Genomic DNA, 13,710 nt, shown 5'->3' on the forward strand with positions numbered 1-13,710 from the left:
GTATTTTCAGTGCTTTGAGGGTAGAGACAGGCGCTCAAACCCTGGAGAGTAAAACGTTAGGTTTTGCGTTGACCGCCCGATACCCCTGACTATACTTAGAAAAGTTATGTTTATGAGGGAGCATCATGGGTTTCCAGGTCATAGAGCAGGTAGTGAATGCTGCTCGAAGAAAGCTGTTGGTGCAAGACTACATCCCTGTGTACTACCCCAACCTATACATCACCATGGAGCACTCGGGCAGAGCCCTCGAAACAACCAAGAAATATCTTGAGCATCTAGCTGTGTTTGAGGAGTTTCTGGCGTTTTCCTCCATTGATCTGATTTCTCACCTCGAACAGCGCCCTCACAGCCGGTACCTAACAGACAGTGAGCTTTCCAGGTTTGTGTCGGACGCGGGGTTCGGCAAGGAAATCTTGGCCATGAAGTATGCGGGGATGCGATTGCATCCGACCGCCTACAAATCCGTTAGCAAAGTCCATGCGCAGCAGCGAATCGAGGCGGTACGCGACTATCTGGCCTTCCTCTATGACAAGTTGGGTGATCACTCAACACGATATGAGGCAGTTGACGATCTGAAGAAGCGCATAAACCGCAAGATCAAAGCGGCCAGGCTTGCGTGGAAAAAAACGCGAACGGACCAAATGAAGGGGCTTACTGCCCAGGAGCGAACCCGTTTGCTGGAAATCATGCATCCGGATAGCGCCGAGAATCCCTTTTCAGATGATGCCATCAGGCTGCGTAACTACATCATTTTGCTGTTGGGTCTCGACATGGGGCTGCGACGCTCCGAGATGTTGTTGATCAAGACCAAAGATATTCACTGGCACAGTCGTCAACTGGCGGTGATCAACCTGGAGGATGAGAGCATCGATCCACGAACCATGGCCCCGCAATTCAAAACCCACGAGCGCATGCTGGTGATGACCGATGACCTGTATGACGCGATCACTGAGTACGAATCGAAATATCGCCACAGAAAGGCCCGTAGCGGCACATCGCAAGCAAGGAAGCATCCGTTTTTGCTTGTGGCGCACAAGCGAAATGAGGGCGGGCCTCTAACCATCAAGGCAGTGGATGGCGTTCTGTCGAGGATTCGAGTAATAGCGCCGGAACTGGCTCATGTCCACCCGCATATTCTCAGGCATGACGCGGTCTACACCATGCTGGAAAGCATGCGTGAGGAACTGGCAGCGCTCACGCCGGAGGATCGTACCACGCAAGTTCAAAAGACTCTGACATGGATGTTCGGCTGGAGTCCCGAGTCGAACATGCCCGGCCTCTACGGCGCAAAGTTCTGGAAGGAGGAGGCAGACAAAGCGATACAGAAACGGGCCGAGCGGTTTACGTCCAGCCGTCAGAAGGCCGGCATGACACCAGGAGGTTCAGCGTGAACATCGCCGTCGAAGCACTTCAGGCCCCCACGAAGGACAGCCTCGATGCATGGCTGAGCACGCCTCGCCTGGCGAAATGTGGGGAGGTGTTCACACCGACTCACCCCATGTGGAAACCCGATAAATCGGCCAGAAACCCAGTCAACTGGAAAGCGGCCCTTGCCTGTGTTTCGCCGGATTGGCAGCCCTGGTTGCACGCCGCCCTGGCCTATCGAATGGCTGATCATGCAACGGGCTCGGTTGCTAAAGTCGGCAGTGTGTTGTCGCGGGCTGCTCAGGCCAGTCTTGACCCGCTCAACGAGGATCACCTAATCGCTCTGCGGGAGCGCTTTAACGTCAGCGAGTTCAGTCAGTTCGCCGCTTTCATGGCGTTTTGGTGCGACTGCGAGTCCCTCGAACAACGTCCGCCACAAGCCCTGATCGAGGCCTACCAGGCACTGCCCAGAAAAAAGAAATCCAGCCACGATGTGATCCTCAGCCTGGACCCCGAACAGGGTCCGTTCACCCAGGTGGAGCAGGACGCGCTGCACCAATGGATACATGAGCGGTTCTGTCACGGTCAGCTAGATCCCGAGCAATACCTGTATCTGCGCCTGTTGATGATTTACGGGCAGCGTGGCGCTCAGGTGCGCATGATGGTTTTTGGTGATTTCACGAAGACCGATAAGGGCTGCAAGGTCAGGTTTCATTGGGCAAAGCAAAAAGACGGCGAGGCGGGTTGGCGAGCAAAGTCCGAAATCTTCAGTCTGGATGAAGACCTGTACACCACCGTGCAGGCCTACAAGGCCATGGTTCTGGCGAAGCTCTGGCAAACCTATCCATACCGCGCCGACTGGGATGCAGCCATTGAGAATGTGCCGCTCTTTCGCCGGAAGATGGATGATGAAGCAGAATTTCCGAATCGGGTGAATCCCCCTATTTTACTCGATAGCCCCCTGCAAAAAGCCCTCGAAAAGGCGCCGCAGCCAATCTTTCATGTTGGAGCAGGCACGGTTCAGGCATGGCTTGATCGCATCGAGCGGATTGAGGGCTTTCCGATTTCGCCTCGCACCCATCAGCCGCTGAAAGTGACGCGGGGGCACCGGTTCAGGCACACCCTCGGCACGGACCTGTCCAATACCGGGCTGGATGAGTGGACGATGGCCAGCGCATTGATGCACAAGAATACTCGGACAGTGCGAAAGTACCGCCAGGTGTCGCCGGAGCTGCTGGCCTTGATCGACGCGAAGATGAGCGACCATCTGGCCTTGGTTGTGAATGCGTTCACCGGGATCATCGTCACGGATCGCACCTCAGCAAAAAACGGGGATCGAGCGGATCGACAAATCGAGGATCTGGCAGTGTGCGGTGCCAATGCCGCCTGCCATCTCGATGCGCCCTTTACCTGTTACGCATGCGGAAAATTCCAACCCCTTCTGGATGCCAATCACCGCGCTGTCCTTGAGCGACTGGAACGTCGGCGGGCGCAAACCATTGCCACGGATAAAACGACCGGCGTGCTCTGGGATCGGGCCATTCTGGCGTGCCGCAAGGTGATTCTGGATTGTGAGGCCACGCGCCAATCAGGGAGGAAAGGCGAATGACCGATGCGTTTGATTCTGAACTGACGAACAACATTGTTGATTTCGAGCCTAGGAGCCAACTGGCTGCGGAGGCTCAGCTCGCGGCGTTTATCGAATGGGCAAAACAGACCCTGCCGAAAGGCATTCCCAATCGCGTGCACTCGAGTATTTGCTGGGAGGACGGCAGTTGGCACAAGCATGGCGTCCAATTCTGTAGCTTCACGGCGCAGGGATCGACCAAGGCAGCCCCAAAGGCGATACAGGCACCCTTCACGGAGTTTGCCAAGGCTATCATGGTGTACCGACGGGTGTATTTGCAGAAAAAGGCAATTAAAGACTGGCTAAGTGCCCTGAAGGTGCTGGAAGCTGCCTTGGTCAAGCTGACCGGTACGCGGGATGTGACGCAGGTGTCCGCCGCTGCCTGCAATGAAGCGTGCGAGCAACTGAGTCGTCACTGGGCAAAAGGCAACAACGCATACTGTAGCAGCAAGGCACTTGAGGCCCTCATCTCACTGATGCGGGCCAAAAAACTGCTCAAGACAGATTTTCGGTGGACCTCTCCGCTGACGATGAAGCCGCGTGGCACGCTCAAGCAGCAAAAAGCGGATTGGGAACAGAAACTGCCCAACCCCGAAGCGATCAAAGCGCTCGGGGAAGTGTTCACTAACGATTTGACCCGCCCTCTGGATATCGTTGTGACATCCGCCTGTGCGCTGTTGCTGAGCGCCCCGAGTCGCGTGGGTGAGTTGGCGGATGTTGAATTGGATTGTCGGGTGTTCAAAGAGGATACCCACGGCAAACGGCGCATGTTCCTGCGCTGGTACGCGGAAAAGATAAACCAGGTTACGCTGAAGCCAGTCGTTAAGCCCGAGATGGAGCCGGTCGTCGAGCGGGTCATCACCTTGTTAAAACCGATCACCGATGAGGCGCGGGCTTACGCCGCCTGGCTGGAAGAGCATCCCGATGAGTTTCCGCCCCATGAAGGGCTGCCACCCAAGGGGCCTGATGAACCGCTCACCTTTGCCGAAGCCTGTGCCGCGCTGAAACTCAGTGTTCATGAGAACCACAACCCGCGAATTACATTCCAAAAGGGTTTCCTAAAACCCATGGAGCAGAACAAGGCTCTCAGCCCCGCCGCCCGAGCCCTTTTGGCCGAGATTCGTGATGGTTTGGATGCCATTAGAGGGACGCCGATATACGTGAAGGACAAGCCAGGAGTCCAGGGTGTTGAGTTGGACGGCCGGTGTGTGATCACGCTGCGCACGCTCAATGTGCTGCTGCGTGAGAAGTATCTCCCAAAGGATTTTCCCTACACCACGCCGTACACGGAGGGCAAGGCGCGGGTGAAGTTTCGTGATGCCTTATTCACCGTGCGCACGGGAGCGCTGGCTGAAGACGCAGGTGGCACTGCCGTGACGCACGGGTTTGGCGTAGAGATCGCGGCGAACCCTAACCGAATGAAGGCGCAATTAGCCAGTATGAACAACCCGGCAAGGAAAAGTCTGTTCGAGCGCCATGGCTACCCCGGTGTCAAGGTCAACACGCATGCGTTTCGACACGAATTGAACACGCGGATGCAACAGGCCGGTCTGTCGCAGCTCCTGATTGACGCCTTCTCCGGGCGCACGACGATGGGATCGGTTTACAACCACGAGACCATCGAGGAGCGCACCCAAGGAGTTGCGGCTTACCACCCCAAAACGAAAAACAGCACCGCTGCTCAGCGTCTGGACAAGGTAAAAACCAATCAGCCTCTGAATCTTGCTGATGTAATGGAACTACGCGAGGGTGAGCAGGACCGCATTATCCATCAAACCCATCTCGGCGTTTGTGTGCACAACTTTGCGTCCGAGCCCTGCCCGAAAATGGGTGCCTGTTTGGACTGCGGGCGGCTTGGCTGCGTCAAGGGGGATGACGTGAAGCTGGCCAACCTCAAGGAAGAACGCGACGACCTCAAACGCCGTTTCGATAAAGCCCTGGATGCGCAGTCTAGGGGTGTATTTGGGGCGTCGGAGTCGGCCAAAAAAGTGGGTGAGAAGCTCTTTAAGTGCGAGGCGCTCATGCAAATGCTGGAAAACCCGGAGCTCGAAAACGGTGCCATTGTGTGGAACGCCGATAACGGTTGGACGCTGACCAAGAACGCCGCCGCAATGTCGGGACTGATCGAAGTCAAAGTAATTGAAGAGAACCAGGTGCAAAAGGCGTTGCCATCGTTGGATGACGTCTTGGCTTTGCTAGATGAGATCGAGGGCTAACGATGGGGCATTTAACGCCAAAGGATGAGAAACGCATCATTAAGCTAATTGAGGAATGGTCAGAGCCGAAGCTAACTTGGCCTTTGCTCGTTGAGGCCTGCAAAGAAAAACTGGGTATCAGTCGTGTTCGCCAGTCCCTGATGAATCTACCTGCCGTGGATTTAGCGATGAAGAATTCCAAGGCGGCATTGAAGGCTAAGAAGCTAAAGCCGGGCTGGATTGCCGATATACAAGCAGCCAACGAGCGCATTGAGGAACTGAAAGCGAGTAACCAAAAGCTGTTAGCTGCTGTTCGAGATATGCATAGCCGTTTTTTGATCTGGCAAGCCAATGCTGATCTACACGGTCTAACGCAATCGATGCTGGAGCGGCCGGTTTCACAGCTTCAAAAGAAGAGATGATTGCGCAATTGTGCGTAATTGCATTCACTTGGCCACCCGTTTGCATCGACTTGACCAGGCGCTCGCGTGGGGCGCAGCTTTCCCGTAGCGTCCCCGGTAATCGTTGGCCTGTTCCTTGGACGTCCACGCGTTGAAGATCTACCTCACTTTGCTCGCCTCTAGAGACCGCAGAGGGATTGCGACCTAGAGCTATGATCGCCTGGACCACTACACGGAGATGCTCAGGCATCAGGTAGCCGATGCCATCACCCGACTGTACGATTCCCGGCTGATATCGTTCAGGCCAGGGGAATTTCAGAGCGAGTAGGAATTTGACCGGACTAACCGCTATTTGGTGAGGGAATTTGGTACCCATTGGCCATCTTCTGATGATCAGCAAGCAGCTGCCGAGAAAGACACGGATGCGAGCACGGCTGCCAAGTGGCAAGAAATTCAAGGAAATAGCAGGGAATGAAAGGTTTCAAAAAGGACAACCATTACGTACCGCAGTCGTATCTGAAGCACTGGACGATAGAGGGCAAAGTCCTTGCCTATCGTCTGCTAGTGCCCCATGAAAAAAGCGCGGTTTGGAAGCCGCATTCAACCAAAAGCGTGGCGGTGCTTCGGCATCTTTATACTCGCTTGTCTGGTTCTGAAGCCAGTGACGAAGTCGAGCGATGGCTTGAGCGTGACTTCGAAACGCCTGGATTCGCATCCATCGAAAAGGTAGTTAGCGAGTCGCAGTTGACCCGCGAGGATTGGAACAACTTATTCCGCTTTGCTGTTGCGCAATCTGTCCGTACTCCTGCCCAAATGGAGAGCTTTTTCAAACGCCAAACTGAAACGCTTGAGGCATTTCTGTCAGAGACCATGGAGTGGTCAATCAGCCAAATCGAGGCAGCTTCAGCCGCCGGAGTTCAGTCTGAACCCCCTCCGGTTGTAGACCCTTACGGCAAGCTGCCGCTGAAAATTCACCGTGCGAAGAGTGAGGATGGCGAAGAAGGCATCAAAGCCGAAATCCTAATCGGGCGGAAATTTTGGCTCTGGCAGATCGAACATGTGCTCAAGAGCACCATCAATCGGTTGCCAAATCATCGTTGGACCATTCTACACGCTCCACCTGGAGTCACCTGGCCAACGTCCGACAACCCTTTCATGAGGGTAGGAGTTGGTACGAATGGAACAATTAGTCTTGAGGGCGGCTGGGATGTGCCAGGCACACAGCTGTTCATGCCACTCAGCCCCAAGCATCTCCTGTTCACGTGTGTGGGCTCACCGCCACCTCGGCGCGGCACCACGTTGAGTCTCGCTCAAGCAGCATTTTTCAGGACGATGATTTTGACCGGGGCCCATCACTATGTGTTTGCAACAGATACGCGAGATATCGAAGAGTGCAGGCCACGTACGGTCTGTCCCGAGCAATTCAAAGCAGTGCGAAAGCATTGGGCGGAATGGCATGACAGCCAGTCGAGAGAGGAAGCCAATTACCCCGACCGCTGATTTTTGCGGCTCGCCCACGCTTTCATGAGCCAACTCGCCTTCACAATGGCGCCGTTGGGAGCGGTAAGCTGGGGCTGTTCACTAGCATTCCAGTAAAAAATAGTAAAGCCCGCCATGTGAGGCGGGCTATCAAGTGTCTCCGAGGGGAGGCCATGGCCAACAAAGTCTCAGAGCAATCCTCCACAGGTTACCCATTTTGCGCAGCTTGTGCCATCGACCATTGGGTATGACGCAGGCTATGGGGCTGTAATCTCGTCGATTTGTCCTTGCTGCGAATGGCTGTTTTTGGCCAGTCGATAAGCGTAGGTTCGAAGGTCAAGCTTCACCCCCTTGGTTCGCTTCGCGGAGCGGTTCAGGGCCAGCTAAACCCGCATCGCGGAATCCGCCCATAGACTGCTTTCGACCCATTATAGATAGTCCGTTCCACCTTCACTCTGGGTGCTGGTCATGAAACGGTTTTGTCGGCAGTTTGAAGCATCCCCCTAATGCCACAGCGACTATAGTCGCCATCAGCAACAGCATCATTGGGGCGCCCTGAGCACTCAACACAAAAGCTGCAGCAAATGGACCAGCGGCCTGAGCGAGAAGCATGGGACGCGCCAGTGCTCCCATCCGTGCGCCATATCCCTGAGGGCCAAATAGCACCAGTGGTAACGTACCTCTAGCGATGGTCAGAATCCCCATGCCCGCGCCGTACAGTGCGGCACCAGGAAATGCCAACCAAGGCACACCAGGGATAAACAGGCAGATGCCGATGAAGCTCACCAATACACCAACACGGGCTGACCAGCTCGGATGCAGATGGCGAGCAATCGAGAACTCCAGAACTCTGGCCACTACCTGGGCCGGCCCAATGACCATTCCGACTGCCAATACCGTGACCGTTGGCAGGCCCAGTTGCTTGAGTGCGGCGAGCAGGTGAACGGAGAGGCTGGCCATTACGAAAGCGACTACGGTCAGCAGCCCTGCAACAAGCCAGAAAAGGCGGCGGCTACGTTCATCGAGCGTCACCGGTACACCTTCTTCCGAGGTAGATTCTTTTTCTGGACCGGGCGGTTTCGGTACCGCCAGCCAATGAACAGGCAGGCCGACCAGAACATGTATCGCAGCAAGCACCAAGCAGGTATCCCGCCAGCCGATCCATGACTCCAGTGCCGCCAACGCGGGCCATCCGACAGTACTGGCAAAGCCGCCAATCAAGGTCAGTCCCGTTATTGCACCCCGCGCACGCTCTCCCAGCAACGTCCCCAGAGTGGCAAATGCCGCGTCATATAACCCGGTGGCCATGGCTACGCCGAGGAGCGACCAAGCCAGGTAATAGAGCCACAGAGAACCGGCGATCGACATCACCATGAGCCCTGCACCCAGCATCAGCGAGCTGAAAAGAAGGACCGAGCGCCCGCCGCGGCGATCAATCAATCGGCCAGCCAGCGGAGAGCAAAGACCAGCAACCAGCATGCCCCAAGACAGTCCGCCCACGACAAACGATAGAGACCAGCCCATATCGCGAGCAATTGGACCTGCCAGGACCGCCGGGAGGTAGAACGTCGACGCCCAAGCCAAGATCTGGGTGATGCCCAAGGTGAACACTAACCGAGTGCGACTCAAGTTGGCTGGCAGGGGCGGTTCATGTCGAGTCACGTCAGTCCTTGTTATGGTTGTTAGTGACAACCAATGTAGTCGACGGAGCTCTGAAAGGTCAATCTGATGACCGGTCAGTTGACGAGCGCGCTCATAGCCCATATTGTTGCAGGTAACAACTAACTGGAAATGACATGCTGAACAAGCACAACGACGACCTTAGCCGCGATGCTGAAGACCTCTACGAAGCCCTAAACCAGCTGGTGCGCGTCTACCAGTTCAGGGATCGTGATCGCATCTGCTGCTATGACGTATCCGTCACCCAGTGCTACGCCATCGAGACCTTGGTGAAGCAGGGACCACTACGTCTGCAGGCGCTGGCCGAGGAAATGTTCCTGGACAAGAGTACGGCTAGCCGTGTTGTCGATACGCTGGAGCGCAAAGGGTATGTCTCCCGCGTGGAAGATCCGGAAGACCGCCGCGCCGTGCGGGTCCAGGCTACCGAAGCCGGTGCCGACCTGTATGAGCGCATCCGCGATGATCTCATCAATGAAGAAAAGGCAATGATCAGTTGCATGGCACCGGAAGTACGCCAGGGAGCCCTGACGCTCCTGCGGCAGCTGACCCGCGCTGCTGAGGTACGTTGTGGCTTGGCAAACGAGAGTTGCCCAGCGAAGCCGCAAGAATAATGAGGGGGAGATCCCCCTTTTTTATCTAAATTGTTGTTACTACCAACTTAAAAAGGAAGCCAGATGCACATTCGCCCCGCTCAGCTCGGTGATGTTCAGGCCATCGCCGAGATTTACAACCAAGGGATCGATGACCGTAGCTCTACGTTTGAGACCCAGCCTCGGACCGCTATGGATGTACAGCCCTGGGTTGCCGATATGTCTCGCTTCCCGGTGCTGGTCGTCGAGCTGGACGGCGCAGTAGTGGCGTGGGCAAACCTGAGCAGCTACCGGGCGCGCTCCTGCTATGCCGGCATCGCTGATTTCTCGATTTACTTGCGGCGAGATGTCCGTGGGCGTGGCATCGGCAAGGCACTGCTGAACGCACTGTTGAGCGAAGCAGAGGCACGGGGCTTCTGGAAAGTCCTTTCCCGCATTTTCACCTTCAACGAAGCAAGCCTCGCGCTCTGCCAATCCTGCGGTTTCCGAAAGGTCGGCGTCTATGAAAAACACGCATGCCTTGAAGGACGCTGGCTTGATTGCGCCATCGTTGAACGAGTCTTCCCCTCCAACCAACCTGACACAGGAGAACGAGCATGAGCCAATCTGATCTTCCCATCGTAATCATCGGCGCCGGCCCCGTGGGGCTGGCGGCTGCTGCGCACGCACTGGCCCGGGGTATGAACGCACTCATTTTTGAAGCAGGCAGCCAGGCTGGAGAAAGCATCAGCCAATGGGGCCACGTCAGCATGTTCTCGCCGTGGGAATACAACGTAGACAAGGAGGCTGCAAAATTACTGTCGGCAACGGGCTGGCAAGCGCCTGATTCGGACACGTACCCCACAGGTCGTGAACTGCTGGATCACTACTTGCTCCCGCTAGCTGGGCTGCCAGTCATCAAGGAACGACTTCATCTGAACTCTCGCGTTACTGCTGTGACGAAAGTCGGCGCTGATGTGCAGAAAACCAAAGGCCGCGAATCTGCCGCGTTCCTAGTGCGTGTTAAAGGGCCAAAGGGTGAGCAAGACATCCAAGCTCGCGCAGTCATCGATGCCTCGGGCACGTACGAGACCCCGAACTGGATGGGCGCATCCGGCATTCCGGCATTGGGAGAGTTGAACGCCACAGCGCATATTGCCTATGGGATTCCCGATGTCAGCGGCAATGCGCACGATCGTTATCTCGGGCGCCGAGTGCTGGTTGTAGGTGGCGGACACTCGGCATTCAACGCTCTTCAGGATCTGGTCCAACTGCCCGGTACCCAGGTTTCGTGGGCTATTCGCGGACACTCGCTAGATAAAATTCTGGGTGGTGGTGCCAATGACAAATTGGCCGAACGCGGCAGCCTGGGTCTGCGAATCCGTGCATTGCTCGAACAAGGAAAGATCTCGCTACACCAGGACATCTCCATCAGCCAGGTCGACACGACCGAACAGGGGCTGGTCGTGCACACCAATGGCCAAGCTCTGCCAGAGGTGGATGAGATCATCGTCGCCACGGGCTTCCGCCCTAATCTGCAGCTTCTGGGCGAGCTACGACTGGCTATCGACCCGGCTACACAAAGCCCTGTTCAGTTGGCCCCGTTGATCGACCCGAATGAGCACAGCTGCGGTACCGTTCGCCCCCATGGCATCGATGAGCTCTCTCATCCCGACGAAGGCATTTTTATCGTAGGCATGAAGAGCTACGGTCGTGCTCCGACATTCCTGATGATTACCGGGTATGAGCAGGTGCGCTCAATCATGGCCGGGCTTGCAGGCGACTGGGAAGCGGCACGGCGTGTCGAGCTCGAACTGCCCGAAACCGGTGTCTGCAGCCTTCAGTTCGAGGAGCAAGGTGAAGCTTCCAGTTGCTGCGCACCCGAGGCCACTACTCAAACCAGTTGCTGTGCATCACCGGAACCCCTGGCAACGCCTTCAGCCCAAAAGTCGAGCTGCTGCACACCGGCAAGCCGCGCATAACCCCATGCTCTGGGACTGCTCTTTCGCCCTGCACGAGTTCAAATCGTGCGGGGCGAAGTGGGCAGGTGAGGCAATCGCCTATCGCTCAAATGCTCAAGCAGCCGCGGCATCAGGTATGCCACATCGGCTCCTACACCTCGCAGGGTCGCCGAGGCGAAATTCCTTTGCTTGGGCAGACCCACGAAGTACAAGCCAGGCACCTGAATTGCCACGCCGTTTCGCTGTAGCGTACGCCCGTGCCGGTCAACGACTGGGAGCTGCGCCAGAAACTCCTGGTTAGGGCGAAATCCTGTTGCGAATATCAGCGCGTCAATCTGGGTGCTGCTTCCGTCTGGCCAAATCACACCGTCGGGCAGTACCTGCTGGAACATGGCTCTGCGCTGAATTCTGCCGCTGCTAAGTGCCTTTCGGTACTTGCCGGTGTCGAGCACTGGAGTGCTTTGATCACTCAACCATCGTGTTTGCCCCAACCCGGTGAGTTTCAGCCAGGCATGAAAATCGAGTCCAAGAATCCGCTGAGGGAAGAAGCGGATCTTCTCGCGGGTAGCCAGCACTACCTGTGCAACGCCGGCAAGCTCATAGGCAATCTGAACAGCCGAGTTCGCTGCCCCCACAACGACAACACGCTGGCCGGCAAAGGCCTCAGGTGTTCGATAAGCCGAGCTATGCAGACAGTGTCCTGAAAAGTTCTCCAGCCCAGGAATGTCAGGCATGAAAGGACGGCTGAAGCCCCCTGATGCCACTATCACAGCACGCGCAGTGAAAGTCGCTCCGTTGGCGGTGCGAACCTCAAATGCCTTGTCCTTCTGAACGACCGCCACGACTCGGGTACCGCCCTGGAAAAGCAGCTGAAACTCGGCGGCATATGCCTCCAGGTACTGCACCACATCGTCTCGCAGCGGGTAGCCCTTGGGATCGCCAGGAAACGCCAGTCCCGGCAGCGCAGAGTACTCAGCTGGTGAGAACAGCTGCAGGCTTTCGTAGTAGTTACGCCAGTTCCCGCCTGGGGATGTCTGCTCATCCAAGATGAGGTATTCCAATCCTTGCTGCTGCAATTGCCAGCCAGTCGCCAAACCTGCTTGTCCACCACCGATGACGACCACATCCAGAACGCGATTCGAATCATTCATATGTGCGCACCCATGCATATATAGGGACAAAAAAGGCCGGGCTACGGACAGCACAGCGAAACCAGACCTTTGGTTCGCTGGAGCAGGCCCTCCAGTCGCTCGACGATCGCTCCACCATTCACTTCATAGAACACCTGCCTGCCCACCTTGGTGGCCTTCACGATCTGGGCGTCATGCAATACCTGCAGGTGCCTGGAGATCACCGAGCGCTCCTGTGGCAGCTCTTTGGCGATTTCGCCGACATCAGCCCGGCCGAGCATAAGCACGCGCTTGAAAACCGCGACTCTGGAAGGCTCGCAAAGCGCTTTGAAGAAGGCCTCGTCCAGCGACTCGATGGCGGCGTCGATGGCTTGAGCACGGAGATTTTGGTTGGTCGTCATGCGGCCAATATATGTGCATAAACGTGCACATGTAAAGCCACCCATCATCGAGGGGTTGCGATACATTCGGAAAAGCGTATATTCGAAAAACCATATACGTGCAGGGTACCAAGTGATGACTGGCAAGATCCGCGTCCTGTTTGTTTGCACCGCAAACGCCGCTCGCTCCCAGCTCGCCGAAGCTTTGCTCCGGCACACAGACCCTGTTCACTTCGAAGCTTTCAGCGCAGGTACTAAGCCTGGCCAAGTCGATCCGCGCACCTATGAAGCCCTCGAATACCTCGATATCGATACCAAGGCGCTACGCAGCAAGTCCATCGATGAGTTCGCAGGGGAACGGTTCGACTACGTGATTACCCTGTGCGACAAGGCAGCCCATGAGTGCCTTACGTTGCCTGCCTTCGGCGAGGTTCTGGCGTGGAACTTCGAAGACCCTGTCACCAGTGACCAACACGATGCCTTCCGACACACGCTTCACGAGATTCATGAGCGCATCAAGATGTTCGTCCTGGTGAAAACCAAACACTGAGAATTGCTATGACTGACTCGCTGACCCCCACCAAGGTTTTCAAATGCCTCGCCGACGAGAACCGCATTCGGATGATGCTGCTGATCGCTCGCGAGGAAGAACTCTGCGTCTGTGAACTGACCTGCGCGCTGGAAGAAAGCCAGCCCAAGGTTTCCCGCCACCTGGCGCAATTGCGCACCTGTGACCTGCTGGAAGACCGCCGTCAGGGCCAGTGGGTTTATTACCGGCTGCATCCATCGCTTCCTGCCTGGGTACGTGAGGTCCTGGCGACGACGCTGGAAGCCAACCGCGAATGGCTAAGTACTAGCACCAAACGACTGGACACCATGGGTGACCGCCCTCAACGCGTCGCCTCCTGCTGCTGATCATTGCC

General features: G+C 56.3%; 13 protein-coding genes. 10 read left to right on the plus strand and 3 right to left on the minus strand.

The window, feature by feature from the left end; translation table 11 throughout:
- Positions 1-125: 125 nt before the first annotated feature.
- The 5 genes from TZ03_RS04480 to TZ03_RS04500 all read left to right on the plus strand — a co-directional run bounded on the left by TZ03_RS04480 (position 126) and on the right by TZ03_RS04500 (position 7,088).
- Positions 126-1,391: a site-specific integrase gene (locus tag TZ03_RS04480; RefSeq protein WP_051096002.1), complete on the plus strand. Its 1,266-nt coding sequence runs from the start codon at positions 126-128 to the stop codon at positions 1,389-1,391.
- A complete protein-coding gene (locus tag TZ03_RS04485) occupies positions 1,388-2,974 on the plus strand; it encodes a tyrosine-type recombinase/integrase (protein WP_051096003.1) in 1,587 nt (528 codons plus the stop codon). The genes TZ03_RS04480 and TZ03_RS04485 overlap by 4 nt, the downstream gene beginning before the upstream one ends.
- Positions 2,971-5,208 carry a hypothetical protein gene (locus tag TZ03_RS04490; protein WP_051096004.1) on the plus strand — a complete coding sequence of 746 codons (2,238 nt, stop codon included), beginning with the start codon at positions 2,971-2,973 and terminating at the stop codon, positions 5,206-5,208. Before TZ03_RS04485 ends, TZ03_RS04490 begins: the two co-directional genes overlap by 4 nt.
- Positions 5,209-5,210: 2 nt before the next feature.
- Positions 5,211-5,609: a hypothetical protein gene (locus tag TZ03_RS04495; protein WP_051096005.1), complete on the plus strand. Its 399-nt coding sequence runs from the start codon at positions 5,211-5,213 to the stop codon at positions 5,607-5,609.
- A 450-nt stretch (positions 5,610-6,059) separates the two neighbouring features.
- Entirely contained in the window at positions 6,060-7,088 is a 1,029-nt protein-coding gene (locus tag TZ03_RS04500) for a DUF4238 domain-containing protein (RefSeq protein ID WP_051096006.1), read from the plus strand.
- 429 nt (positions 7,089-7,517) lie between these two features.
- Here the strand turns inward: TZ03_RS04500 and TZ03_RS04505 are convergent, their stop codons facing one another.
- Positions 7,518-8,678, minus strand: coding sequence for an MFS transporter (locus TZ03_RS04505; protein WP_321163298.1), 1,161 nt, complete (start codon positions 8,676-8,678; stop codon positions 7,518-7,520).
- A 185-nt stretch (positions 8,679-8,863) separates the two neighbouring features.
- Here TZ03_RS04505 and TZ03_RS04510 point away from each other — a divergent pair, with 185 nt between their 5' ends.
- The 3 genes from TZ03_RS04510 to TZ03_RS04520 all read left to right on the plus strand — a co-directional run bounded on the left by TZ03_RS04510 (position 8,864) and on the right by TZ03_RS04520 (position 11,298).
- Positions 8,864-9,358 carry a MarR family winged helix-turn-helix transcriptional regulator gene (locus tag TZ03_RS04510; protein WP_051096007.1) on the plus strand — a complete coding sequence of 165 codons (495 nt, stop codon included), beginning with the start codon at positions 8,864-8,866 and terminating at the stop codon, positions 9,356-9,358.
- Positions 9,359-9,421: 63 nt separating this feature from the next.
- Positions 9,422-9,937, plus strand: coding sequence for an arsinothricin resistance N-acetyltransferase ArsN1 family A (locus tag TZ03_RS04515; RefSeq protein ID WP_051096008.1), 516 nt, complete (start codon positions 9,422-9,424; stop codon positions 9,935-9,937).
- Positions 9,934-11,298, plus strand: a complete 1,365-nt coding sequence (locus tag TZ03_RS04520) for an NAD(P)-binding domain-containing protein (RefSeq protein WP_051096009.1) — start codon at positions 9,934-9,936, stop codon at positions 11,296-11,298. Before TZ03_RS04515 ends, TZ03_RS04520 begins: the two co-directional genes overlap by 4 nt.
- Before the next feature lie 38 nt (positions 11,299-11,336).
- Here the strand turns inward: TZ03_RS04520 and TZ03_RS04525 are convergent, their stop codons facing one another.
- Entirely contained in the window at positions 11,337-12,428 is a 1,092-nt protein-coding gene (locus TZ03_RS04525) for a flavin-containing monooxygenase (RefSeq protein ID WP_051096010.1), read from the minus strand.
- Between the two features lie 41 nt (positions 12,429-12,469).
- On the minus strand, positions 12,470-12,808 hold the full coding sequence (locus TZ03_RS04530) for an ArsR/SmtB family transcription factor (protein WP_051096011.1): 339 nt from the start codon (positions 12,806-12,808) through the stop codon (positions 12,470-12,472).
- 115 nt (positions 12,809-12,923) lie between these two features.
- On the opposite strand from TZ03_RS04530, the gene TZ03_RS04535 reads away from it, so the two are divergent.
- Both TZ03_RS04535 and TZ03_RS04540 read left to right on the plus strand, forming a co-directional pair.
- Positions 12,924-13,337, plus strand: coding sequence for an arsenate reductase ArsC (locus tag TZ03_RS04535; protein WP_051096012.1), 414 nt, complete (start codon positions 12,924-12,926; stop codon positions 13,335-13,337).
- Between the two features lie 8 nt (positions 13,338-13,345).
- The gene (locus TZ03_RS04540; RefSeq protein WP_051096013.1) at positions 13,346-13,702 is read left to right on the plus strand and encodes a metalloregulator ArsR/SmtB family transcription factor; all 357 of its coding nucleotides are present in this window, start codon (positions 13,346-13,348) and stop codon (positions 13,700-13,702) included.
- Positions 13,703-13,710: the final 8 nt, after the last annotated feature.

Origin of the sequence: Pseudomonas sp. 10-1B, assembly GCF_000935045.1 — a bacterium.
Classification (GTDB): Bacteria; Pseudomonadota; Gammaproteobacteria; order Pseudomonadales; family Pseudomonadaceae; genus Aquipseudomonas.